Source organism: Mycobacterium vicinigordonae (genome assembly GCF_013466425.1).
GTDB lineage: Bacteria > Actinomycetota > Actinomycetes > Mycobacteriales > Mycobacteriaceae > Mycobacterium > Mycobacterium vicinigordonae.
Genome location: NZ_CP059165.1, coordinates 15994 through 39611 on the forward strand (window position 1 = coordinate 15994; position 23618 = coordinate 39611).

Below are 23618 nucleotides of genomic sequence, written 5' to 3' on the forward strand. Positions count from 1 at the left end.
CTGGACCCTCTCACCACTATGGATACGGTTATCCACAGCAGCTATCAACAGTGGGGATGAATCACACGCTTGTGATTGGGTGACGGAATGGTTGCTAGCGGGCTAACAAAACACTCGCCGGATGAATGCATTTTCCTCCGCGGCACCCTCGGTGTGATGGCTCAGTGCCACCGCATCGTGAGCAACAACCCGGTGATCATGAAAGCGAACGCGATCGCGTAGTTCATCGGGCCCAGATCGGTCATCCAGTGCAGGGCTGCCGGGGCCTGCTGGCTCATGGCGCCCAGCTGGAACACCATTAGCCAGATCAGCCCAATCAGCATCAGGCCGATGAACAAGGCGACGAACCACGCGCTCGACGGCCCGACCTTCACCTTCACCGGTGTGCGGCTCACGGCGCTGATGGTGAAGTCGTTCTTCTTGCGGACCTTGGACTTCGGCATTTACGACCTCTGGTATCAAGCGGGTGGTGTCAAAATGAGCCCGGCAGGTGCAACGATTACCGTTACGGCTGCGGGCACAACTTGGGTACGAGACTAGCCCACCCCGCAGTGACGTCCGGAAACCCGCCAGGAAAAGCAGGAGAGGCCGTGTCCGATCAGACGGGCGACCAGTCCACCGGGCAGCGGCGGTCGCCGTGGCGCTTCGGTGTCCCGGTGGTGTGTCTGCTGGCCGGGTTGCTGTTGGCGGCGACGCACGGGGTGTCCGGCGGGGCCGAGATCCGCCGCAGCGACGCGCCCCGGCTGGTCGACCTGGTACGCGAGACGCGGTCCTCGGTGAGTCGCCTGGACGCCGAGCGGCAGGCGCTGAGCCACAAGATCGACTCCGCACATGGCAGGTCCTCGTCCGCGGCGCTGCAAGCGATGCTCAAACGGGCGGCCGAACTGGCCGGTGAAGCCGATATGAACCCGGCGCACGGGCCAGGCTTGGTGGTTGTCCTCAACGACGCCCAGCGCGACGCCGAGGGACGCTTCCCCCGCGATGCCACCCCCGACGACCTGGTGGTGCACCAGCAGGACATCGACGGCGTCCTCAACGCGATGTGGAGCGCGGGAGCCGACGCGATCCAGATGCAGGACCAGCGGATCATCGCCACCTCGGTGGTTCGCTGCGTCGGTAACACGTTGCTGCTCAACGGACGCACCTACAGCCCGCCGTACACCATCACCGCGATCGGCAACGCGACCGCGATGCAAAGTGCGTTGGCCGCGGCCCCATTGGTGACGCTGTACCGGCAGTACGTGGTCCGCTTCGGCCTCGGCTACCGGGAGGAAGTCAAATCCGATGTGGCGGTCGCCGGGCATTCCGAGCCGGTGCGCCTGCACTACGCCCAGCCGATGGGGCCGATCGGCTACTGAGCGGGGCGGCGCTGTTCGGACGGTACCCTGTCACGATGCGGATCCTGGTCGTCGACAACTACGACAGCTTCGTGTTCAACCTGGTCCAGTACTTAGGCCAGCTGGGCGTCGAGGCCACTGTGTGGCGCAACGACGACACCCGCCTTTCCGACGCTGACGATGTCGCCGGCCAGTTCGACGGCGTCCTGCTCAGCCCGGGGCCTGGCACCCCGGAGCGTGCCGGGGCGTCGATCAGGCTGGTTCGCGCGTGCGCAGCGAGGGGCACCCCCCTGTTGGGGGTGTGCCTGGGACACCAGGCCATCGGTGTGGCGTTCGGCGCCACCGTGGACCGGGCGCCAGAGTTGTTGCACGGCAAGACCAGCAGCGTTTTACATACGAATGTTGGTGTGCTGCAAGGACTTCCGGATCCCTTCACGGCCACCCGGTACCACTCGCTGACAATTCTGCCGGAGTCGCTACCGGCGCAGCTCGAGGCCATTGCACATACCCGCAGCGGAGTGATCATGGCCGTGCGGCACACCGAACTGCCTATTCACGGCGTTCAGTTCCACCCGGAGTCGATCCTGACCGAGGGGGGCCACCGAATGCTGGCGAACTGGCTCACCTACTGCGGCTGGGTCCGCGACGACACGCTGGTGCGTCGCTTGGAGAACGAAGTCCTCACCGCGATTCGACCGCACTTTCCCGGCGAAACGGGTGACTCGGCGACTACTGACCGAACTTCAGCGTGATCACGCCGTCCCGGTTCACGCCGCTGCCCGCCGACGGGCTCTGATAAACGATCTTGTTGTGCTGGGAGCCCCCGGCGTCCACGTCGGGCCCCTTGTCGAGGACTCCGGTCCAGCCCAACGCCCGCAACCGCGGTTCGGCATCGGTCCAGAACATCCCCGACAGATCGGGCATGACGAACTGGTTGCCCTTGGACACCTGCAACTCGATCACCGAATCGACCGGAACCGTGGTGCCCGCGGGTGGGTTGGTGCCGATCACGTCGCCGGCCGTGCGCGGGCTGTCCACCGAAGCCTGACTGAACCGCGAAAACCCGTACACGGTGAGGTTCTTCTGCGCCATTTCCACCGTCTGGCCCGCGACGTCGGGGATCTGCTTGGTCTCGGGCCCCGAGCCCACGATGATCGTGATCACGTTGGTGATGGCCGACGTCTGATTGGCTGGCGGGTTCGTTCCGGTCACCTTGCCCGCCATCTCCGGGCTGGACGGCGCACTGGATTGCTTGAACTTGGTGAACCCGGCCGCGGTGAGCTTCTTGACCGCCTCGGCGTAGGTCAGCGACGAGACATCGGGCACCTCACGCTGCTCGGGCCCGGTGGACACGTTGATGGTGATCTCGTCTCCGGCGCCTACCGACGCGCTGGCAGACGGGTCGGTGCCGATGACGTGATCGGGCGGGATGCTGGAGTCGGGCTTTTGCTGGGTGCGCGTCTTGAAACCCTTGTTCTGCAGCGAGGCGATGGCGTCAGCGGCCGTCTGGCCGCGCACGTCGGGAACCTGGACCTTGCGGGTATTGCCGCCGAACGTGTTGATCGCGATGGTCACGATCACCGTCAGCACCGCCAGCACGGCGACCACGGCCACCCATCGGCCTACCGACGCCGCCCCCCGATTGTCGGAGTCGTCGAAACGTTGCCGGGGCAGCGGGTCGGTGCGGGGGCCACCGTGGCCCGGGCCCCCGGACGAGAGCATCGACCTACGCTCGGCCCCGGTCAGCACCTTGGGCGCTTCGGGCGTTTCGCCGTTGTGCACCCGTACCAGGTCGGCGCGCATCTCCGCGGCGGTCTGGTATCGGTTCTCCGGATTCTTGGCCAGCGCCTTGAGCACCACGGCGTCGAGTTCGGCGGAGATGCCCTCGTGTCGTTCCGAGGGCGGAACGGGGTCTTCCCGGACATGCTGGTAGGCGACCGACACCGGCGTGTCACCGGTGAAAGGCGGTTCCCCGGTGAGCATTTCGTACAACACGCAGCCCAGCGAGTAGACGTCGGAGCGGGCGTCGACCGAGTCGCCGCGGGCCTGCTCCGGCGAAAGGTATTGCGCGGTGCCGATCACCGCGGCGGTCTGGGTGACGCTGTTGCCGCTGTCGGCGATTGCGCGGGCGATGCCGAAGTCCATCACCTTCACCGCGTTGGTGGAGCTGATCATGATGTTCGCCGGCTTGACGTCACGGTGGATGATGCCGTTTTGGTGGCTGAAGTTCAGCGCCTGACAGGCATCCGCGATCACCTCGATGGCGCGCTTGGGTGTCATGGGACCGTCGGTGTGCACGATGTCGCGCAAGGTGACGCCGTCGACGTACTCCATGACGATGTAGGGCAGGGGTCCCGCGGGTGTCTCGGCTTCTCCGGTGTCGTAGACCGCGACGATCGCAGGGTGGTTCAGCGCGGCCGCGTTCTGCGCCTCACGGCGGAACCGTAGGTAGAAACTGGGGTCGCGGGCCAGGTCGGCGCGCAGTACTTTGACCGCGACGTCGCGGTGTAGCCGGGTGTCGCGGGCGAGGTGAACTTCGGACATCCCGCCGAAACCGAGGATGTCGCCAAGTTCGTAACGGTCGGACAGATGCCGAGGGGTGGTCATCGTGGTGTCTCGTATCGGGCCAGCACCCCAGAAGTACCCGTTGCGCCCGGGTCCGTCCAGTTCACCTGCAGACCGCCCGGCTGGGAGCCGGAGTCGTCGATGCTGACCTGCCCGCTACCGGTGTTGGGGACGGTCCGCGGAGTTTCCTGACTGTTGCCGCCGCCCGACTTCATCACGATGAGGACCGCGATAATGATCGCCAGCGCTCCGAGTACGCCGGCGGCCCACAGCAGCGCTCGCTGTCCCGAGGAGAATGTGCGCCTCGCGGGCGGCGGTCGGCGGCTCGAAGTCTGCGCTGACCGGCGGGGCGGGGTGGTCCGGGCTGCCGGAGTGGGCGCGATCCGCGCCGGCGCGGCCGACGGAATCGCCGCGGGCGCTGCCCGGCCGGCCGGCGGCGACTGGCTGGGCCGCGGCGGCCGGCGACCGGCGCGCACCGCAGCCACCGCATCCGCGAAGGGCCCCCCGCTGCGGTAACGCTGACTGGGATTCTTCACCAGCGTGATCTCGATGAGCTCCCGGACATTGGGCGGCAGGTCGGCGGGCAGCGGCGGCGGTGGCTCCTTGATGTGCTTCATCGCCACCGTAAGGGCGCCGTCACCGGTGAACGGACGCTTCCCCGACACCACCTCGTAGCCAACGACTCCCAGCGCGTAGACGTCACTGGCCGGTGTCGCGTCGTGGCCCAAAGCCTGCTCGGGCGCGATGTACTGGGCGGTGCCCATCACCATTCCCGTTTGCGTCACCGGTGCTGCGTCGACGGCCTTGGCGATGCCGAAGTCGGTGATCTTGACCTGCCCGGTCGGGGTGATCAGGATGTTGCCGGGTTTGACATCGCGGTGCACCAACCCAGCGGCGTGCGCGATCTGTAGTGCACGGCCGGTTTGCTCGAGCATGTCCAGCGCGTGGCGCAACGAGAGTCGCCCGGTCCGCTTGAGCACCGAGTTCAGCGGCTCTCCGTTGACCAGCTCCATCACCAGATACGCGGTGCGGCCTTCGCCGTCCAGCGCGCTTTCTCCGTAGTCGTGGACCTGGGCAATACCGGGATGGTTGAGCATGGCCGTGGTGCGAGCCTCAGCCCGGAACCGTTCGATGAACTCGGGGTCCTGGGAGAATTCCTGCTTGAGCACCTTGACGGCGACGCGCCGGCCCAGCCGGCTGTCGACCGCCTCCCAGACCTGGCCCATCCCACCGGTTGCGATCAGCCGCTGCAGGCGGTACCGGCCTGACAGCGTCACCCCGACGCGGGGACTCATGCTGTGCCTCCCGCTCGCTCCGGTCCGCGCGTGTTCCGCGCGGCGATGTTCACGCGCTCTTGCCTGCGGCGACTCATGGTCCCCCTTGCAACGCAGCTTCGATCACTGCCCGCCCGATCGGCGCCGCCAGTGCGCCACCGGTCGCGGACAGCCGATCGGCCCCGTTCTCCACTAGTACCGCCACGGCGATCTTGGGGGCCTGCGCGGGTGCGAAGGCGATGTACCACGCGTGTGGTGGCGTATGCCGCGGATCGGTGCCGTGCTCTGCGGTACCTGTCTTGGATGCGATCTGCACGCCGGGGATGGCCCCTTTCTGCTGTGCGTTTTTTTCGGCGCCGACCATTAGCTCTGTTAGCTTAGCGGCGACCTGCGGCGACACCACGCGGCGTTGTTGATAGGGGGCGGTGGAACTGATATTGGCCAGGTCGGGGCCCTTGAGGCTTTGCACCAGGTAGGGCCGCATCAGGACGCCGCCGTTGGCGATCGTCGCAGCCACTTCGGCGTTCTGCAGGGGAGTCAGCGCGACGTCCTTCTGGCCGATACTGGTCATCCCCAACGCGGCACCGTCCGCGATAGGCCCAACGGTGGATTCGGCGACCTGCAGCGGAAGCGGATCGGGTGCGTCGTCCAGACCGAAGGCGCGGGCCATGCTGCGCAGCGCGTCGGTGCCGGTGAGCAGCCCCAGTTGAACGAACGCGGTGTTGCACGACTTTGCGAATGCCTCACTCAATGACACGGTCGGCCCCGTGTCGCACGGCGTACCGCCGAAGTTCTCCAGAGTGGCCGTGCTGTTGGGTAGTGGAATCCGTGCCGCCGCGGTCAGCTGCTGGTTCTCGGTGGAACCGGCGGCTAGCGCAGCGGCTGTGGTGATCACCTTGAACGTGGAACCGGGCGGGTATGTCTCGGAGATCGCCCGGTTTATCAGCGGAGAGTCGGGGCTGTCCCGAAGCTGCTGCCAGGCCTGGGCCTGCACGTCGGGATTGTGCGAGGCCAGCAGGTTGGGGTCGTATGACGGAGATGAGACCAGAGCCAGGATCTTGCCGGTCGACGGTTCCAGCGCTACCACGGCGCCCTTGCACGGTGCACCGCCGCAACCCTGCTGCATCGCGTCCCAGGCGGCCTGCTGGATGCGCGGGTTGATGGTGGTGTCCACGTTCCCACCCCGCGGGTCGCGGCCGGTGAAGAAGTCGGCCAGCCGCCTGCCGAACAGGCGCTCGTCGGATCCGTTCAGCAGCAGGTCCTCGGCTCGCTCCAGACCGGCGCTGGAATAGCGCAGCGAGTAGAACCCGGTAACCGGCGCAAAGACGGCGGGGTTGGGGTACACCCGCAGGAAGCGGAACCGGCTGTCGGTGGCCACCGAATAGGCCAGCAGTTGGCCACCGGCAATGATCTGGCCGCGCTGGCGTGAATACTCGTCGAGCAGCACCCGCTGGTTACGCGGGTCGGCGCGCAATCCGTCGGCGGTGAAGACCTGCGTCATCGTGGCATTGAGCAGAAGCAACACGATCAGCGCCATCACGGTCACCGAGATCCGGCGCAGCGAGGTGTTCATACGCGCTCGATCACCTCGGTGTTGGCCGCGGCTATCGGCGACTTCTTCTTTCGGGGACGGGTGCGCAACGGACGCCGGGCTCCGTCGGAGATCCGCGCCAGTATGGCCAGCAACACGTAGTTGGCCAATAGCGACGACCCGCCGTAGGACAGCCACGGCGTGGTCAAGCCGGTCAGCGGAATCAGCTGGGTTACCCCGCCGACGACGATAAACAGCTGAATGGCCAACGCTGAGGCGAGGCCCGCTGCCAGCAGCTTGCCGAAGCTGTCGCGAGTGGCGATCGCGGTGCGCATGCCGCGGATGATGACGATCGTGTACAGCATCAGAATGCTGGCCAGGCCCACCAGGCCCAGCTCTTCGCCGAACGCGGCAGTGATGAAGTCGGTAGACGCAGCGGGCACGGTATCGGGCTGGCCGTTACCCAATCCGGTCCCGAAGATGCCGCCGGTGGCGAAGCTGAACAGCGCCTGCACCATCTGGTAGCCATTGCCGTCGGGGTCGGCGAACGGATCCAGCCACGTCTGGACCCGAACCCGGACGTGGTCGAACGAGTAGTAGGCGGCCACGCTGCCCATCGCGAACAACACCAGTCCCAGCACGACCCAGCTGAACCGCTGGGTCGCCAGGTACACCACCACCAGAAACGACGAGTACAGCAGCAGCGAGGTGCCGAGGTCTTTCTCGAAGACCATCACCGCCACCGAGATCACCCAGGCCGCCAGGAGCGGTGCGAGGTCGCGTGGGCGCGGCAGCGTCATACCCATCAGGTGCTTGCCGGCGCTGGTGAACAGGTTGCGCTTGGCCACCAGGACCGCTGAGAAGAAGATCAGCAGCAGGATTTTGGAGAACTCGGCGGGCTGAATCGAGAAGCCGGGCAACCGAATCCAGATTTTCGCCCCGTTCTGCTCGGACAGCGACTTGGGCAGTAGCGCGGGGATAACCAGCAGCACCAAACCCGTCAACCCGCAGATGTAGCCGTAGCGCGCGAGTTGGCGGTGATCCTTGAGAAAGGACACCACCAACGCAAACGAGATGACCCCGACCAGCGTCCAGAGCATCTGCTGATTGGCGCTGGGGTGACCGTGCCGGCCGACTTCCTTGTCCGACAGATCCAGGCGGTGGATCATCACCAGGCCGAGGCCGTTGAGCAGCGCAACCACCGGCAGCAGCAGCGGATCGGTGTAGGGCGCGAAGCGCCGCAGGGCAAGGTGGGCGAAGATGAACAGCGTCAGAAACCCCAGCCCGTAGGTGACCAGGTCCCAGTGCAGACCCCGCTCCTGGTTGGCCTCCACGATCATCAGCGCGGCGACGGTGATGATCGTGGCGAAAACCAGCAACAACAGCTCTGCGTTGCGCCGGGTCGGTAGCGGAGGAGTCACCGCAACCGGTGCGGGCAGTTCCGTCGTTGTCATGCCGCTGTCCGGCAGTCCACGCCTGGTTTTTGTGCGGGTTGTACGGTTTCGGTCACCGCCGGTGGCGCAGTTGTGGTTGCCGGGCTGCTGCTGGATGGAGCGATCGCTGTTGAAGGAGTGGGCACTGTGCTGGAGGGCGTCGTGGTTGTCGACGAGCCGCTGGTGGTAGTCGGCGGCGGGGCGCTGCTTTCCGGGGTGCCGCTGCTGTGGGTCGACGGGGCCGAAGGTTCAGTCGGTGACGTGGTGCCCGACTGGCAGATCGGAAGTAGCCCGGCTGCCAATTTGCGCAGCTGGTTGCGGGCGTCCTCCAGGCTTCCGGAGGGCAGCCCGGACTGCACCGCAGCGCGCTCGGATTGACGAAGATCGTCCAGTTTGAGCTGCCGGCAGCCGGCCGTTCCGGGTGGCGCTTCGGTCACCACGTTCTGCGCGTTGACGCAGCCGACCAGGTGTACCTCGTGCATCGACATGCCCAGCAACGACCCCTGGACGCCCCGCATGATGGCGACGGATGCGCCGTTGGTGGCGACGTAGTAGTTGTCCCGCACGATCATCCGGCCGATGAACAGGCCAGCCAGTAGCAGCAGCACTACCAGCGTGACGACCAGAAAGAGCCGCCGGCGCGGCCAGCGCAACTTCTTCGGCGGTTCCGCTTGCGGCGCAACGCGTTTCGCGGCCTCCGGGCGGGGCCTTATCGCTGAAGCTCGGCCGGCGGCGGTGTTGGGCAGCGTTAGTTGATCGTCGTCGTTGTCGCCGGACACCGCGCCGGCCAGAATGGGCTGGGTCTGCCCTATCTCGTCGTCGACGACGTCGGCCACGACAACGGTGACGTTGTCGGGGCCACCGCCACGCAGCGCAAGCTCGATCAGCCGATACGCGCTCTCGGCGACGTCGGGGATCTGCAGCGCCTCGGCGATGGTCTCATCGCTGACGGGGTCGGAAAGCCCGTCGGAGCACAGCAGGTAACGGTCGCCGGCGCGGGCTTCCCGCATGGTCAGCGTCGGCTCGACCTCGTGGCCGGTCAGCGCGCGCATGATCAACGACCGCTGCGGGTGGCTGTGCGCTTCTTCGGCGGTGATCCGGCCTTCGTCGACCAGCGTCTGGACGAACGTGTCGTCCTTGGTGATCTGGGTCAGTTCGCCGTCGCGGAAAAGGTAGCCGCGCGAATCCCCGATATGCGCCAGCCCGAGGCGGTCGCCCGCGAACAGGATCGCGGTCAGGGTGGTCCCCATGCCCTCGAGGTCGGGCTCCATTTCGACCTGAGCGGCGATCGCGGAGTTGCCCTCGCGTACCGCTGCGTCCAGCTTGGCCAGCAGGTCTCCGCCGGGCTCGTCGTAGTCGAGTGGCGCCAGTGCGCCGACCACCAACTGGGAGGCGACTTCACCGGCGGCGTGGCCGCCCATACCGTCGGCCAGAGCCAACAGCCGCGCACCGGCGTAGACCGAGTCTTCGTTGTTGGAGCGCACCAAGCCTCGGTCGCTGCGGGCGGCGTAGCGCAGGACTAGTGTCACGGGCGCAACTCCTCGACCCTGGCTCGCAACCCCGGCGAGCCGGCGCCGTCGCCATCTGCGCGCCTCACGGGCGCAACTCGATAGCCGTCTTGCCGATCCGAACCGGCGTACCTATGGGAACTCGTACCGCAGTCGTCACCTTCGCCCTGTCAAGGTAAGTGCCGTTCGTCGAACCTAGATCTTCCACATACCATTCCGAACCGCGTTGGGACAGCCTGGCATGCCGAGTCGATGCGTAATCGTCAGTCAACACCAACGTCGAATCATCCGCGCGCCCGATCAGCACCGGCTGTCCGCTGAGCGTGATGCGGGCTCCGGCCAGCGCCCCCTCTGTGACGACCAGATAGCGGACCGAGTCTCGGCGTTGCCGTGACGGCAGCAGGCTGCCGCGCAACGCAAGCCCACGCCGCACCATGACCGCACCCGTCGGGGCGTAGATGTCGGTGCGCAGGATCCGCAGCACCGACCAGATGAAGAGCCACAACAGCATTAGGAACCCGGCGCGCGTCAGTTGCAGAACCAAACCCTGCATCTGGCGGTCCTTTCCGTCCCGGCGCTGCCCACCCCCTGCCCGCGATATCGGGCATCTCAGCAAAGACACAATACTGGGATGCCGGCCGGGGTGGGGTCAGTGGATGCGGACGATGATCTCGGAGTGGCCCAGACGGATGACATCGCCGTCGGCCAGCTGCCATTCCTGGACTGGCGCGTTGTTGACGGTGGTGCCGTTCGTCGAGTTCAGGTCCGAGAGCAGCGCGACCTGGCCGTCCCAGCGAATTTCCAGATGCCGACGCGACACACCCGTATCGGGCAGCCGGAACTGGGCGTCTTGCCCCCGACCGACGATGTTCGAGCCGTCGCGCAGCTGGTAAGTGCGCCCGCTGCCGTCATCGAGCTGCAGGGTGACCTGCGCTCCCGCCTGCCCGTAACCGCCCTGCCCGTAGCCGCCATAGCCACCGCCTTGACCGTAGTCAGGGGCGGGTTGACCATAGTCGGGCGCCGGCGGCTGCCCGTAGTCGTAATCCGAGCGGCCGGCGGGCTCGCCATAGCCGCCCGGCGCCGGGGCGTAGCCGCCGCCGGGCGCAGCCTCGGCGTACTGGGTGTACTCGTTGGCGCCGTATTCCTGGCGCCCGTAGCCGCCGCCCTGCTGGTAACCCTGGTCTTGCCCGTAGCCGCCCTGCTCGGGGTAGGCCTGCCGCTGCGGCTCCGCCGGCGCAGGCGGGGCGCCGTAACCACCGGCATCCTGACGAGCGGGCTCGCGCCCGTAGTCGCCGTAGCCGCCCTGGGGTTGTCCGTAGCCACCCTGCGGCTGGCCCTGGCTGTAGCCGCCCTGTTGGTAACCCTGCTCCTGGCCGTAGCCGCCCGCAGCGCCGTAGCCGCCGCCGGGAGGGCCCTGAGGCGCCGCGGGAGCCGACTCGTGGGTCGGTGCGTAGCCGCCCTGCGCCTCGCCGTACCCGCCTTGGCCGTAGCCGCCCTGGTCCTGGTAGCCGCCCTGGCCGTAGCCGCCTTGCGGCTGCTCGTATCCACCCTGGGGCTGCCCGTAGCCGCCCTGGTCCTGGTAGCCGCCCTGGCCGTAGCCGCCTTGCGGCTGCTCGTATCCACCCTGGGGCTGCCCGTAGCCGCCCTGGTCCTGGTAGCCGCCCTGGCCGTAGCCGCCTTGGGGTTGTTCGTAGCCGCCCTGGCCGTAGCCACCCTGCTGTGGTGGGTAGCCCTGCTGGGGCGGGTAGCCGCCCTGCTCGGGCGGGTAGCCGCCGCGCGGGTCTTCTTGGCGTCCGTAGCGGTCGTCGTAGTACTCGTCGGGCCGCCCCTGACCGCGGTAGTTCGGATTGTCAGTCATCGGTCGTACTCCTGGTTCTGCGCCAAACGCATGCTTCGATTGTGGCCGTGCGGCATCGGTAGCCGTCGGGCGGGGCTCGACGTCGGGGTTGACAGCACCGCGGGCGCGGAACTGGCCGGTATGCAGGTTCGAGGATTCCTCGAACCGTACGACCACATCACCATACGTTTGCCACCCCTGTTCTTGGATATAGTCCGCCAAGTACCGAGCAAAAGCGCCCGACGTAAGGTCCGGATCGGCGCCCAACTTCTCCGAGTCGTGCACACTGAGGGTAATGATGTATTCGTTGGGTGCCAAAAGGCGATTTCCCTGCAAGGACCGGACGCCGTCGTTGGCCTCACGCCGCAGCATCGCTTCAACTTCTTCCGGCAGGATCGATCCGCCAAAAACCCGGGCAAACGCATCACCGACGGTCGCCTCGAGTTTGCGCTCGATGCGTTGAACCAGCCCTCGTCGGCTACCCATCTGTGCGCGCTCGCCTCACTACTGTGCTGGGGGATTCTCGGAGGGTAAACGGCTCGGCCGTTGGTCGTGTTGATGAGCAATCGTATCGGGATACCCCGATGCGGCGGCACCGTGAGAATCCTGAGAATTGCATCGCTACTGATCAGAGACCCCGGCGTTGATTTGGCGTGAAGCGACTGCACGGGTGCTGCCCGGGTGCGCGGTTGGGGTTGGCGCCGACTACAGTGATATGGTCCTGCGGTTGTTTCGGGCGAGTGGCGGAATGGCAGACGCGCTGGCTTCAGGTGCCAGTGTCCTTCGGGACGTGGGGGTTCAAGTCCCCCTTCGCCCACATACAGCAGTTCTACGAACTGCGAAGCATAAGGTCACGAACTCGAAAGAGGTCGTGACCTTTGTGTTTGAGGTTGTCTAGAGGTTGCGAGGGCCGAAAGCAGGTGGCTGGGGATTTAGCTGCACGCGTCCCCTGGCGACTTAGGCAAGCAGCTGCGTGAGTGCATCGGAGTAGCGCTGCAGTGTCTCGCGATCAGCATCGTCGATGCGCACAATGTCGTTCGCTAGCGAACTCACTACGGACGCTGGGTCAATCACTACTTGTAGTAGGCGACGCTTTTCGACTGCTAAGTGCAGGAGGCGGTCTGGAACGCCCCGGGTTTGATGCCTGTGTGTGTGATGGGTTGCGAGTTAATCAGCGAGAGCGGTCGCGAAGAGGGTAGACAACTGTGGCGATTGTGGCGCCTTGTTTGCTGGTGCGCCAGGCGTGGGGGGCGTTGGTGATCGTGATGGCATCGCCGATGTGCAGGGTGATGGTCTTTGTTTCCAGGAGTAGGTCGACCTCGCCGTGCAGCACGATGCCGTAGTCGTGGGTGTGGGTGGTGTGCGTTGGTGTCTGGAAATGGGGACTGAGTTCGGTCACTAGCCAGCTGATGGGGGGTGGAGCGTCGGCTGGGTTGCGTTGGTCGTCGTGAGGTGTGGTGAGGTGGTGAATGATTGCACCGCCCGGTGGTGGGTCAATGGGATTGTTGGGGTGGATGGGTATCGGCGGTGTGTCTGAGTTCGGGATGACTGCTGCGGGCGCGGTTGTGTCGTTGATGGTCAGGTCGGCGCCGTGTTGGGTGATTTTGACGAGACGCACCGTCATAATGCTGTGGGGCGGTCGGTGGTGGCTTGGCTGACCGCGGGGACGTTGTTGGTGATGAGCATTCCGCCATCGACGGGTAGTTCCACGCCGGTGATGAATCCGGCGTCGTCGGAGGCGAGGAATTGCGCGGCGGCCGCGACGTCGGCGGGATAGCCGGTGCGGGTGACGATCATCGTCTCGAAAGTTGCTGCCATGCCGGGATTTTGGTTCAGGATCCGGGCGACGTCGTCGGTGATGACATGGCCGATGATGATGGTGTTAGACCGTAGCCCGTTGGCTCCGTAGTCGACGGCGATTTGGCGGCTCAGCGCGTTAATCGCGCCCTTGCCGATGCTGTAGCCGGCGGCTTTGGGTACACCGTTTTTGAGGCTGCTGCTGAGATGTTGATGATGGCGCTGGTTGGGTTGGCGATCAGGTGTGGAAGAGAGTATCTGCATGCCCAGAACTGACCGATCAGTCCTGGTGTGAGGATGGACATCAGCTGGTTGGTGCGGAGATCCCCGGCGGCGCCGTCTCCGCCCAGGACTACGTCGGTGGGGGCGGCGTTGTTGACGAGGATGTCGAGGCTGCCATAGTGCTGGACTGCGGTGTCGATTCCGGTGCGGACCTGTTCCTCGATGCTCAGGTCGATGGGGACGAAGAGCGCCGCGCCGCCACGGTCGCGGATGGTGGTTTCCACCTGCTTGCCGCGCTCAGCATGGCGTCCGCTCACGATGACGCGGGCGCCGGCCGCGGCGAACTGTAGTGCGATGGCCGCGCCGACGCCTTTTGTGGCGCCGGTGATCAGAGCGGTCTTGCCGTTCAAATCGCCAATCAACGTTGTCATGGGTGAAACTCTCTCTTTATCTTTTCTGGCGCGCCGAGCCACCCAGCGTGGGACGCCGGTGCAGGCTTGGTGGCGTGATTGTTGGGCAGCAACTTCACGCATCCGGCGCCGCGCCCTACTGAAGAACACCCGTAAGTCTGTGGCTGCCCGGATAGAAGATTCGCTGACGCCACCGATATAGACAGTTTAAACTGTTTAGTTCTAACTGTCTAGATAAAGGCTATGGCGCGGGAGGCTTTGGCGCTCAGGATGGTCCAGCACACTCCGGGGCGGTCGTGGCCGCCCATGGTGCCGCCGCCGACGGTCATGCCTTGCGCAGACCGCACGGTCCCGGTGTAGCCGAGAGTGAACCCACATCCCAAATGTGCACTGCGCGATGAGCCGCCTCGGTGTCGAGGGGTCGCCTTGCGCGGGGTTACCCCAGGCCTGGGCGACCCGTCTCTGTGAGCGGTCATCGAGGGCAATGTTCTGGTACCACTCAGGCCTGTGGGCATTGTTCAACGCGGTATGCATGGCGTTGCGCAACGCAACTTCAACGATGGCCAGGTCGACGAGGATGGCGATCGACAGATTTCGGTCCCAAATGTAGAGCCTGCGCGCAAATTGTCCTGGCCGGCGGCCCGCAGGTATGACGCATGGCGCGGCGTTGATATGGCTCGATCGAGCGCTGCGGCCCCTAGGCCCAGCGGAAAATCGCCGTTCACACTTGTCACGACGGAACCGCCCCGGCCTTTGGCCGGGTTTTCTGTCTGAGGGACCGACCTCGCGCGGCTGCGGTCGCTAGCCACGGTTCTTGATGGGTGAATGGGACCAGCGTTTTCGCACCCCGCACTGCGCGATCGCGCGGCCTTCGCCGCTGACGGGTCGCTGAGACCACCGACTGCCAAGCGCTGACTCCGGCGTGCCTTAGATTCCTACCGACAACTACCGAGGGAGCTGCAGCGTTGAACATCGATCCGGCCGCCACCGCCTGGCTGTTGGCCAGCACCGCGCTGGTGCTGCTGATGACGCCCGGGCTGGCGATCTTCTACGGCGGCATGGTGCGCACCACCGGCGTGCTGAACATGATCATGATGAGTTTCATCTCCATCCCGCTCGTCACGGTGGCGTGGCTGCTGGTGGGATACAGCCTGGCGTTCGCCGGCGGCGGTCTCGGCGGGTTCCTCGGGGGTCTGGCACATGCGGGCATGGCGGGCATCGGGCCGCAGACCCTGCACGGACAAGTGCCAGAGCTGCTCTACGCCACTTTCCAGTTGACTTTCGCCATCATCACCGCCGCGCTGATCAGCGGTGCCATCGCCGATCGGGCCAAGTTCGCCGCCTGGCTGGTGTTCGTACCGGCGTGGACAATCGCGGTTTACTCCGTTGTAGCGCACTGGGTTTGGGCGCCAACGGGGTGGCTGTCCAAGATGGGTGTGCTCGATTACGCGGGTGGTCTGGTGGTCGAGATCGTCTCGGGCTCCTCGGCGCTGGCCCTGGCGCTGGTGCTGGGGCCGCGCATTGGTTTCAAGGTGGAGGCGATGCGACCGCACAACCTTCCGTTCGTGCTCCTCGGGGTAGGACTGCTGTGGTTCGGCTGGTTCGGGTTCAACGCCGGTTCGGCGCTGGCCGCCGACGGACTGGCCTCGGCGATCTTCCTGAACACGCTGGTGGCCGGCTGCCTGGGCATGATGGGCTGGCTGGCGGTGGAACAGTTCCGCGACGGCAAGCCCACCACCTTCGGTGCCGCCTCGGGGGTGGTGGCCGGGCTGGTGGCCATCACACCATCCTGTGGAACGGTGAACACTCTGGGTGCCGCCGTCGTCGGGCTGGTCGCCGGAATCGTGTGCTCCTACGCGATCCTGGTCAAGTTCAAGCTCAACTATGACGACTCGCTGGACGTGGTGGGCGTGCACTTCGTCGGTGGGGTCGTCGGCGTATCGATGATCGGGCTGCTGGCCACCGCGGTGATGACCGGTGGTCCGCGCGGATTGCTGTACGGGGGCGGCCTGGGCCAGCTGGGCAAGCAGTCGCTGGCTATGGTGGTCGTCGCGGTCTACGCGTTCGGGATGAGCTTCGCCCTGGCCAAGCTGATCGACCGATTCTTAGGGTTCCGGCTCAGCGCCGCGGACGAGAAGAGCGGCATCGACTTGACCCAGCACGCCGAGACCGCCTACCCCGAGGGCGTATACGGGCATCAGGCGCCGCGCCACTCCGCGTCGTTCGGCGAGCGGGATGAGTCGCGCCCGCGGACCATCGACGACGAAGACGAGTGACCGTGCGCGCCGCCGGTACCCTGGCGACGTGACCAGCCAGAAAGTGCCGGGCGGCGTTGTCCACGAACTTCCCGCCGACCTGCGGCAGGCGTTGATCGGCAACAGCACCGCGCTAGCGCTCTGGAACGACATCACCCCGTTGGCGCGCAATGAATTCATCTGCTGGGTCGAGGACGCCAAGCAGGTCACGACCCGGGAGCGCCGCATCCGCCGCACCCAGGAGGAGCTCGAAGAAGGCAAGCGGCGGCCCTGCTGCTGGCCGGGTTGCAAGCACCGGGAGCGCAACGGCAGGTAGCGCGGCGTCTTCGACGGCTGCATTGCTGGTATGGCGGGAAGCCCGCTACTGTGCAGGTTAGGCGTACCTAATTCGGCGGACTTACCCCTTACCCGCCAACTTGGGTACCTGCCTATCGTGTCGTCCGCTGCGGCGGCGACGCACGGGGAGGAGAGCTTTGGATGACGTTAGGTTTCTTAAGGGGGGGCTGACGGGATGACGGCTCCGATTTGGATGGCCTCGCCGCCCGAGTTGCACTCCGCATTGTTGTCCGCGGGACCCGGCCCGGGTGCGCTGCTGGCCGCGGCGGGCGCCTGGCAGGCGCTTGCCGCGGAATACGATTCGGCGGCAGCCGAGCTGCTCGGGGTGCTGGGTGCGGTGCAGTCGGGTTCGTGGGAGGGACCCTCGGCCGCCGAGTACGTCGCCGCACACGCTCCCTACTTGGGGTGGTTGGCCGGCGCGCAGGCCAAGAGCCTGGCCGCGGCCGCTCAGCACGAGGCCGCCGCGACCGCCTACACGACGGCGCTGGCGATGATGCCGACCTTGCCGGAGCTAGCGGCTAACCACATCATCCACGGGGTGCTGGTCGGTACGAATTTCTTTGGTATCAACACGATTCCGATCGCGCTGAACGAGGCCGACTACGTCCGGATGTGGATCCAGGCCGCCACCACCATGGGGACCTATCAAGCTGTCGCGACGTCGTCGGCGGCGGCGGTGCCCACCACCTCACCGGCGCCCGCGGTTGTCAAGGCCGACGCCGCGAATTTCGCCGCCGAACCCAGTCAGCTGGCTGCGGCCGCGCCGGCCGCCGACTCAGGTAGCCAACTTAACCTCGCCGACCTCATCACACAGCTGCTGCAGCAGTATCTCGACTACGTCAACAGTGTGTTCCAGCCGATCATCAACTTCCTGCAAAATCCGATCGGCAACAGCTTCCAGTTGATCAACGACTTCCTGACCAACCCGGAGGCGGCTTTGGTCACCTGGGGGCCGTTCCTGTTCGCGGTTGCCTACCAGGTCTTCTCGTGGATCGGAGCATCGCTGACCTACCCTCAGCTGCTGCTCGATCCGCTGCTCGCGATCACGATGGGCGTGGTGATCGGGGTTGGTTACCAGTATCTGCAGCAGTTACCTGCCGCCGTCCCCGACGGCGAGGGGGTGGGGGCTTCGACGGCACCGGTGGTGTCCTCGCACTCCTCGAACTACCCGATGGCCACCCTGGCGCCCACCGTGGCTGGCCCGGCCGGTGCTCCGGTGACCACTGCTGCGGGCAGCGCGGGGGCCGCGCCGGCCTCGGCTGCTCCGGCGGCCGCGGCGCCGGCCATTCCCTACGCTGTAGCCGGTATTGGACCCGACGAAGGGTTCTCCCCCACTTTCCGTGACCGGACCGGCGTGAAGGCCCCGGCGGAAGGAATTCCGGCCGCCGCGGCGGGGGTTTCGGCACGCGATAAGCGGCGAGCGCGGCGCCGGCGGGCGGCCACAATGCCCGAGCATCAGTACGCCGACGAGTTCCTGGACTACGACCCTGACGCCGACGTACCGCCCGAGGAACCGCTGGTCGCCGCATCGAGCCGTGGCGCAGGCGCGATGGGATTTGGTGGCACCGTTGCCAGCGGCGACGCCGACGCCACTGGCTTGGTCACCCTGGACGGCGACGAATACGGTAGCGGGCCGACCATGCCGATGCTGCCTACCACCTGGGAGGAGCGGGGATAGTCTCGGCGGCTTAGTGACCGGGACGCGCGTTGACCCATCCGACAACTTCGGCGGAGACCGGATCAGTGATGTCGTTGTATTCGGGATGCTTCTTGAGCACGGTGACCACCATCGAGCACACCGGCACGATGCGCTTGCCGTCGGCGCGGGTGGCCTGCAGCGCCTCCTCCAGCAGGATGGTCGCGAGCCCGCGGCCGCCGAAGTCCGGGTCGATCTCGGTGTGGTGGAAGATGCGCTGCTCGCCTCGGTCGGCGAAATCGGCGAAGCCGACGGTCTGGCCGCCGACGTCGATGCTGTACCGGTCGTCCTCCTTCGTCACGGTGGTTACCGCGCCGGTTTTGTCGGTGGTCATGTGCGCTCCTCTGGTTGGGCAGCCGGCCTGGGCAGCAGCCGGGTGGTGGGCAGGGGCGGTGCCGGCAGGCGGGTGACCGGACCCCGGTAACCCGCGACGGCACCGAACCGGTCCGCGGCGGGCCCGTCGTTGCCGTCCTGCCATGACTGACGATAGGCGACGATGTCGTCGTGGCTGCGACCGACGAAGTTCCACCACATCACCAGCTGTTCGCCGAACGGGACGCCGCCCAACAGCAAAACCCGAGCCGGTGCGCCGCCCGCACTGCGCAGGTGCAGTGTTTGATGTCCCGGGCCCTGGTACCCGAGCTCGGCGACGGCCAGGGTGACCCCACCCATCTGTACGGGTCCCGCGTCACACAGCACGCCGTGCTCGAATGCCGGGTCGACGCTGAGGTCGACCCCTGCTCCGGGGTCGAGATCGACTTGTGCACCCAGTAACGGCGTGAAAGGCGTTACCGGAGAACGGCTTCCGGCTAACTCCCCGAGAAACACCTTGAGCCGCGCGCTGGGCAGCAGCGTCTCTTCGGGCCGGTAGTGCGCGAAGGCGCGACCGGTGTCGCGTGCCGAATCCGGCAGCGCTACCCACAGTTGCGCGCCGCGCAGAACCCGTCCGGGCGTGGACACCTCGGAATGGCAGATGCCTGCGCCGGCGGTCATCAGGTTCAGCTCGCCCGGGTGCACCATTGCGTGGACGCCGGCACTGTCGCGATGTTCAACCTCGCCATCGAACAGCCAACTCACGGTTTGTAATCCGGTATGCGGGTGCGGCGGGACGTCCATCTGAGTGGCGGCGGGTCCGTAGTGATCGATGAAGCACCATGCCCCGATCAGTGAGCGTTGCCGCTGTGGGAGCGTGCGCTGCACCCGGATCGCCCGCGGACCACCCAGCGGGACCTCCCGTGGCCGCAGCACTTCGGAAACGGCGGCCGTCGGCGAAGCGCCACAAGCGACTTCGGAAGGTTCCACCTCCAGGTTGCTCACCCTCGCGACCCTACTCGCCGCGCCCCTCAGCGCCCCGGTGGGCGCAGTACCTTCATCGCTACCCGCATGAATGGTTCGGGCACCCGATCCTTCAGCGACAGCGCGGTGTCGGCTGCGCGTGAACGCAACGGCGTCCCGCGGCCGAATATCCGGTTCAACGGACCCCCGCTCGGCTCGATGGTCACGTGCAATGGCGGGGTGTCGACGTTAGAACCCAGCGCGTTGGCGATCACCATCCGCTGGATTTCGCTGGTGCCTTCGAAGATGGTGTACAGCTTGGCATCCCGATACCACTTTTCCACCGGGTGATCGGTGATGTAGCCCCAGCCGCCCATCGTCTGAATGGCGCGCTCGGTGGCTTTGACCGCAACTTCGCTGGCGGCCATCTTCGACATCGAACCCTCACCCCGCTCGAACGGGACACCGCTGGCCGCCATCCAGGATGCCCGCCACGTCAAGAGACGGGCGGCATCGATCTGGGTTGCCAATTCCGCCAGAGGAAAAGCGATGCCTTGGTTGTCGATGATGGGGCCGCCGAAGGCTTCCCGTTCGGTGGCGTAGGCAGTCGCGTATTCCAGCGCGGCGCGGGCGATCCCGATTGCCTGCGCCGCGACCATCGGTCGGGTCTGCTCGAAGGTACCCAGGGTGGCCGAGCCGGATTTCTTGCCGCCGGCGACCACTTCCCGCGCCTTGGCCAACTTGTGCTCCAGCTTGTCCTGGCCGCCCAGCAGGTTGCCGCCCGGAACCCGCACGTTGTTGAACTTCAATTCAGCGGTGTGTGAAGCGCGGCAACCCAACTTGTCGAGCTTGCGCACCAACTCCAACCCCGGTGTGCCGCCAGGCACCACGAACAGCGCCTGGCCGCGGTGGCCGAGTTCCTGGTCGACGACGGCGTTGACGACGTGGACGTTGGCGATGCCGCCGTTGCCGATCCACATCTTGTGGCCGTCGATGATCCAGTCGTCGCCGTCGCGGCGGGCAGTGGTTCGCAGATTGCGCACGTCGCTGCCGCCTTCGGGTTCCGAGATCGCCAGCGCGGCGAGCTTGAGATCACCTGGCGTGCCGAAACATTCAGGGGCCCAATCCAACATCTGCTCCGGAGAGGCGGCCTGGCCGATCGCCGACAGCGCCAACGCAGGCATGACGATCGCCAGACCGATTCCCGCACAACCCCAGAACAGCTCCTCCATGAACATCGGTAGCGAGATGCCGGTGGGATCGCCGATCAGATCCCGGTAGAACAACGGGCTGTAGAAGCCGCGCTGCGCCGCCTCCTCCAGCACGGGCCAGGGGAACTCCTGGCGCTGGTCGTACTCGAGGGCGACGGGCCGGATCACTTCTTCGGTGAATTCGTGTGTCCGCCGCGCCAAGTCGTGCTGGGCTGCCGTGGGGGTCAGGTCGAAGGTCATGGGTACGCCTTTGCGGTCGCTGCCTCGGCCCGAGCGGGGCCACCAATGACCCCCGTATACCCGGCGCGCGGTCGCACAATCCGCGTTGCCGGTCAGGCCTGGCTCAGGCTGCCGTGCGCGGACCCAGCCGGGCCTGCGGGAGATGCAACACCGCCGCGCTGACGGCCACGGTGCTGCTTTCGTGCCGGGCCAGCAGCGCGGTGTTCTCCGGCAGCTGCCGGGCATTGATCTCGCCGGCGGCGATGCGGCGCAATTCCTCATGGGCCCGCGCGAGTTGTTCGCGTTTTCGGTACTGGCCGCCTGGCAGCTTTACGCCGGCCCAAACCCCGTACTCCTCACGATGGGTGATCGCCCGCTGGGCGCACATGCGCTGCTGAGCCAGCGGGCACCGCCGCAGACATTGAATCCGTGCCTCGGTCGCCGACCGCTCGTAGGCGCGGGCCTTGGCGGCGCCGTCTCCGCCGTCGTCGTCGGGATAACCGAACCAGAGTTCTGGGTTGGATGCGCAGGGGTTTGCCATGAGTCGATCTCCTTTCGAGCGAAACGTATGCGAAATCGTATACACACCCAGACACCACAGGCAAGAGAAACGTGACAAAAACGTATATCCGAAGGCGAGTCAGAGTCGCTGTGTAATATCCCGCGTATGGCCGGAGCCAGCCGTGAGCCGTGAGTCGGCCGGCGCGGCCATGCGTGCGCTGCGCGAGTCCCGTGACTGGTCGCTCGCGGACCTGGCGGCAGCCACCGGGGTGAGCATCATGGGGCTGAGCTACCTGGAGCGCGGCGCCCGAAAGCCGCATAAAAGCACAGTTCAGAAAGTTGAGAACGGTTTAGGCTTGCCCCCCGGCACCTACTCGCGATTGTTGGTCGCCGCCGATCCCAACGCTGAACTGGCGCGCTTGCTTGCGACGCAACCGCCCGAACTCGGTATCGCGCGGCGGCCGGGGCCGGTCGTCGTAGACAGGCACGACGACACCGAGGTGCTGGAGGGATACGCCGAGGCGCAGCTTGAGACGCTCAGGTCGGTCATCGATCGCCTACCAGCGAAGACATCAAACGAATATGAGACGTATATTCTGTCTGTGATCGCACAGTGTGTGAAGGCGGAGATGCTGGCCGCCAGCTCGTGGCGGGTCGCAGTGAACGCCAGCGTCGATTCGGCCGGACGCCTCATGGAGCATCTGCAGGCCCTCGAAGCAACACGCAGCGCCCTGTTGCAGCGAATGCCAGCAAGTCTGAGTGCGCGCTTCGACCGGGCCTGTACGCGGTCGTCGCTGCCAGATGCGGTTATCGCCGCGTTACTCGGCGTCGGCGGGGACGAGGTTTGGGACATCCGCAACCGGGGCGTCATTCCTCCGGCGGCGATGCCGCGAGTGCGCGCATTCACCGAGGCGATGGAGCGCGCGCCCGGTTCCGAGCCCAGCCTCGAGTCCGCCGAAGAGTCGGGGGATGACCGGTGAGCCGCCTCGAACTCGAGGCCCTGCGCCGCGCCCACGATCTTTTCGTTGGCGTGGGTGCGAATCCCGGTGTGGACGCGGGCACCGGGGTGTTTAGTGATGAGTCGAATACCGTTGTCGGACAACATCATTATCAACGGACCGCAACCCGCGCCCGGACGGCCCTGACGTCGGCCGCGCAAACGGATGCAGCAGCAACCGCCGTGCTCGCCGGCGCCCATCGCGATCGCGCCGCCGCGCGCGAGGTCACCGGCGCCGTTCTCGGCGAGGCTCAGGCCGATGCCGCCACCACGCCGACGACACCGCTGGCGCAACGGGAAGCGATGCGTCGCCGGGTGGCGCGGTTGCGTGCTCAACGCGCGCACGTCACGTCCGCCCGGAGTCGCTCGCGACGCCACGCTGCGGCGCTGCGCGCGCTGCGTTATCGGATGACGCACCATCGCCGCGGACGGCGACTGCCACTGCCGAGCGGGCGGGCCGGGCTCGCGGTGCGCGCCGCGCTCTCGCGGCTGGGCCGGCCGTATGTCTGGGGTGCGACCGGTCCCGATCAGTTCGATTGCTCTGGGCTGGTCCAATGGGCCTACGCGCAGGCCGGTGTGCACCTCGATCGCACCACGTACCAACAGATCAACGACGGGGTCCCGGTGCCGCGATCGCAGGTGCGACCCGGTGACCTGGTGTTTCCGCACGCGGGCCACGTGCAGCTGGCGATCGGCAACAACCTGGTGGTCGAAGCGCCATATTCGGGCGCGTCCGTGCGGATCAGCCCGCTGGGCGGCAACGTGCAGATCCGGCGGCCACTGTGAGTCAACGCCCAGTCGACTGGGCAGGATGAGAAGGTTAGAGCCATGTCGGACCAAGCCGGGTCTTCGGTAGCGGCCATCCAGCAGCGCCAGGCGGCGCTGGCCAGAAAGCACAGTGCGATCGCCGATGCCGACCGGACGTTGGCCGACGTCCTCACTAGCGCACACCAGGCGGTGCGAGATAGCGCCCGCCGGCTCGAGACGATTGCGGCGGAGATCGACCGCGCGGTGCCGCAGCATGGCGGTTCGGGCGGCGATACGACGCTGGGTGCGCGCGAGTTCCAGCGTTTCCTGGTCGCAAAGCAGCGTGAGATCGCCGCCGTGGTGGCCAGCGCACGCGAGGTTAGCCGTACGAAAAGTGCTGTGCTGCAAGGCTTGCAAGACCAATACTCGATCCACACGGGGTGAATTGCCGAGTTGGGCGGCCGTAG

21 protein-coding genes, 1 tRNA gene and 1 pseudogene are annotated in these 23618 nt (G+C 66.3%); 9 read left to right on the plus strand and 14 right to left on the minus strand.

The genetic code is table 11. The annotated features are described in order from the left end of the window. Window positions 1-161: 161 nt before the first annotated feature. Window positions 162-443, minus strand: a complete 282-nt coding sequence (crgA, locus tag H0P51_RS00080; RefSeq protein ID WP_180916050.1) for a cell division protein CrgA — start codon at window positions 441-443, stop codon at window positions 162-164. Between the two features lie 147 nt (window positions 444-590). Here crgA and H0P51_RS00085 point away from each other — a divergent pair, with 147 nt between their 5' ends. Next, complete coding sequence (locus tag H0P51_RS00085; RefSeq protein ID WP_180916051.1) at window positions 591-1358, plus strand: DUF881 domain-containing protein; 768 nt, start codon at window positions 591-593, stop codon at window positions 1356-1358. 35 nt (window positions 1359-1393) lie between these two features. Next, window positions 1394-2089 (plus strand): aminodeoxychorismate/anthranilate synthase component II, encoded by a 696-nt coding sequence (locus H0P51_RS00090; protein ID WP_180916052.1) that lies wholly within the window; start codon window positions 1394-1396, stop codon window positions 2087-2089. Here the strand turns inward: H0P51_RS00090 and pknB are convergent. The 7 genes from pknB to H0P51_RS00125 form a co-directional block, all read right to left on the minus strand. Further along, window positions 2067-3944: a Stk1 family PASTA domain-containing Ser/Thr kinase gene (gene pknB, locus H0P51_RS00095; RefSeq protein ID WP_180916053.1), complete on the minus strand. Its 1878-nt coding sequence runs from the start codon at window positions 3942-3944 to the stop codon at window positions 2067-2069. The genes H0P51_RS00090 and pknB overlap by 23 nt on opposite strands. Next, entirely contained in the window at window positions 3941-5197 is a 1257-nt protein-coding gene (locus H0P51_RS00100; protein WP_180916054.1) for a serine/threonine-protein kinase, read from the minus strand. The genes pknB and H0P51_RS00100 overlap by 4 nt, the downstream gene beginning before the upstream one ends. 73 nt (window positions 5198-5270) lie before the next feature. Next, on the minus strand, window positions 5271-6749 hold the full coding sequence (pbpA, locus tag H0P51_RS00105) for a D,D-transpeptidase PbpA (protein WP_180916055.1): 1479 nt from the start codon (window positions 6747-6749) through the stop codon (window positions 5271-5273). After that, window positions 6746-8161 carry an FtsW/RodA/SpoVE family cell cycle protein gene (locus H0P51_RS00110; protein WP_180916056.1) on the minus strand — a complete coding sequence of 472 codons (1416 nt, stop codon included), beginning with the start codon at window positions 8159-8161 and terminating at the stop codon, window positions 6746-6748. The genes pbpA and H0P51_RS00110 overlap by 4 nt, the downstream gene beginning before the upstream one ends. Beyond that, window positions 8158-9669: a PP2C family protein-serine/threonine phosphatase gene (locus tag H0P51_RS00115; protein WP_180916057.1), complete on the minus strand. Its 1512-nt coding sequence runs from the start codon at window positions 9667-9669 to the stop codon at window positions 8158-8160. The genes H0P51_RS00110 and H0P51_RS00115 overlap by 4 nt, the downstream gene beginning before the upstream one ends. 64 nt (window positions 9670-9733) lie before the next feature. Further along, on the minus strand, window positions 9734-10201 hold the full coding sequence (locus H0P51_RS00120) for an FHA domain-containing protein FhaB/FipA (protein ID WP_180916058.1): 468 nt from the start codon (window positions 10199-10201) through the stop codon (window positions 9734-9736). A 96-nt stretch (window positions 10202-10297) separates the two neighbouring features. Next, window positions 10298-11971, minus strand: coding sequence for an FHA domain-containing protein (locus H0P51_RS00125; RefSeq protein ID WP_180916059.1), 1674 nt, complete (start codon window positions 11969-11971; stop codon window positions 10298-10300). A gap of 248 nt (window positions 11972-12219) precedes the next feature. On the opposite strand from H0P51_RS00125, the gene H0P51_RS00130 reads away from it, so the two are divergent. Next, window positions 12220-12302: transfer RNA gene (locus H0P51_RS00130), tRNA-Leu, on the plus strand. A gap of 354 nt (window positions 12303-12656) precedes the next feature. Here the strand turns inward: H0P51_RS00130 and H0P51_RS00135 are convergent. Together H0P51_RS00135 and H0P51_RS00145 are read right to left on the minus strand one after the other, a co-directional pair. After that, window positions 12657-13103: a cupin domain-containing protein gene (locus H0P51_RS00135; RefSeq protein WP_180916060.1), complete on the minus strand. Its 447-nt coding sequence runs from the start codon at window positions 13101-13103 to the stop codon at window positions 12657-12659. A 2-nt stretch (window positions 13104-13105) separates the two neighbouring features. Next, window positions 13106-14037, minus strand: a pseudogene (locus H0P51_RS00145) (SDR family NAD(P)-dependent oxidoreductase). 902 nt (window positions 14038-14939) lie between these two features. Between H0P51_RS00145 and H0P51_RS00150 the strand changes: the two are divergent. The 3 genes from H0P51_RS00150 to H0P51_RS00160 all read left to right on the plus strand — a co-directional run bounded on the left by H0P51_RS00150 (window position 14940) and on the right by H0P51_RS00160 (window position 18183). After that, window positions 14940-16190, plus strand: coding sequence for an ammonium transporter (locus tag H0P51_RS00150; RefSeq protein ID WP_246398950.1), 1251 nt, complete (start codon window positions 14940-14942; stop codon window positions 16188-16190). 28 nt (window positions 16191-16218) lie between these two features. Next, window positions 16219-16485 (plus strand): YdeI/OmpD-associated family protein, encoded by a 267-nt coding sequence (locus H0P51_RS00155; RefSeq protein ID WP_180916063.1) that lies wholly within the window; start codon window positions 16219-16221, stop codon window positions 16483-16485. A gap of 195 nt (window positions 16486-16680) precedes the next feature. Beyond that, window positions 16681-18183 carry a PPE family protein gene (locus H0P51_RS00160; RefSeq protein WP_180916064.1) on the plus strand — a complete coding sequence of 501 codons (1503 nt, stop codon included), beginning with the start codon at window positions 16681-16683 and terminating at the stop codon, window positions 18181-18183. A 10-nt stretch (window positions 18184-18193) separates the two neighbouring features. Here H0P51_RS00160 and H0P51_RS00165 read toward each other — a convergent pair whose 3' ends face one another. From H0P51_RS00165 to H0P51_RS00180, 4 genes are all read right to left on the minus strand, one after another. Continuing rightward, window positions 18194-18535, minus strand: coding sequence for a GNAT family N-acetyltransferase (locus tag H0P51_RS00165; RefSeq protein ID WP_180916065.1), 342 nt, complete (start codon window positions 18533-18535; stop codon window positions 18194-18196). Beyond that, entirely contained in the window at window positions 18532-19518 is a 987-nt protein-coding gene (locus H0P51_RS00170; RefSeq protein ID WP_180916066.1) for a pirin family protein, read from the minus strand. The genes H0P51_RS00165 and H0P51_RS00170 overlap by 4 nt, the downstream gene beginning before the upstream one ends. 26 nt (window positions 19519-19544) lie before the next feature. Further along, window positions 19545-20927 (minus strand): acyl-CoA dehydrogenase family protein, encoded by a 1383-nt coding sequence (locus H0P51_RS00175; RefSeq protein ID WP_180916067.1) that lies wholly within the window; start codon window positions 20925-20927, stop codon window positions 19545-19547. Window positions 20928-21030: 103 nt separating this feature from the next. After that, complete coding sequence (locus tag H0P51_RS00180) at window positions 21031-21447, minus strand: WhiB family transcriptional regulator (protein ID WP_180916068.1); 417 nt, start codon at window positions 21445-21447, stop codon at window positions 21031-21033. 142 nt (window positions 21448-21589) lie between these two features. Between H0P51_RS00180 and H0P51_RS00185 the strand changes: the two genes are divergently transcribed. From H0P51_RS00185 to H0P51_RS00195, 3 genes are read left to right on the plus strand one after another with little or no spacing between them, the layout of a single operon-like run. Then, window positions 21590-22387 (plus strand): helix-turn-helix domain-containing protein, encoded by a 798-nt coding sequence (locus H0P51_RS00185; protein WP_180916069.1) that lies wholly within the window; start codon window positions 21590-21592, stop codon window positions 22385-22387. Further along, a complete protein-coding gene (locus H0P51_RS00190; protein ID WP_180916070.1) occupies window positions 22384-23190 on the plus strand; it encodes a C40 family peptidase in 807 nt (268 codons plus the stop codon). The genes H0P51_RS00185 and H0P51_RS00190 overlap by 4 nt, the downstream gene beginning before the upstream one ends. Before the next feature lie 42 nt (window positions 23191-23232). Beyond that, the gene (locus H0P51_RS00195; RefSeq protein ID WP_180916071.1) at window positions 23233-23595 is read left to right on the plus strand and encodes a DUF4226 domain-containing protein; all 363 of its coding nucleotides are present in this window, start codon (window positions 23233-23235) and stop codon (window positions 23593-23595) included. The last annotated feature ends 23 nt before the right edge of the window (window positions 23596-23618 follow it).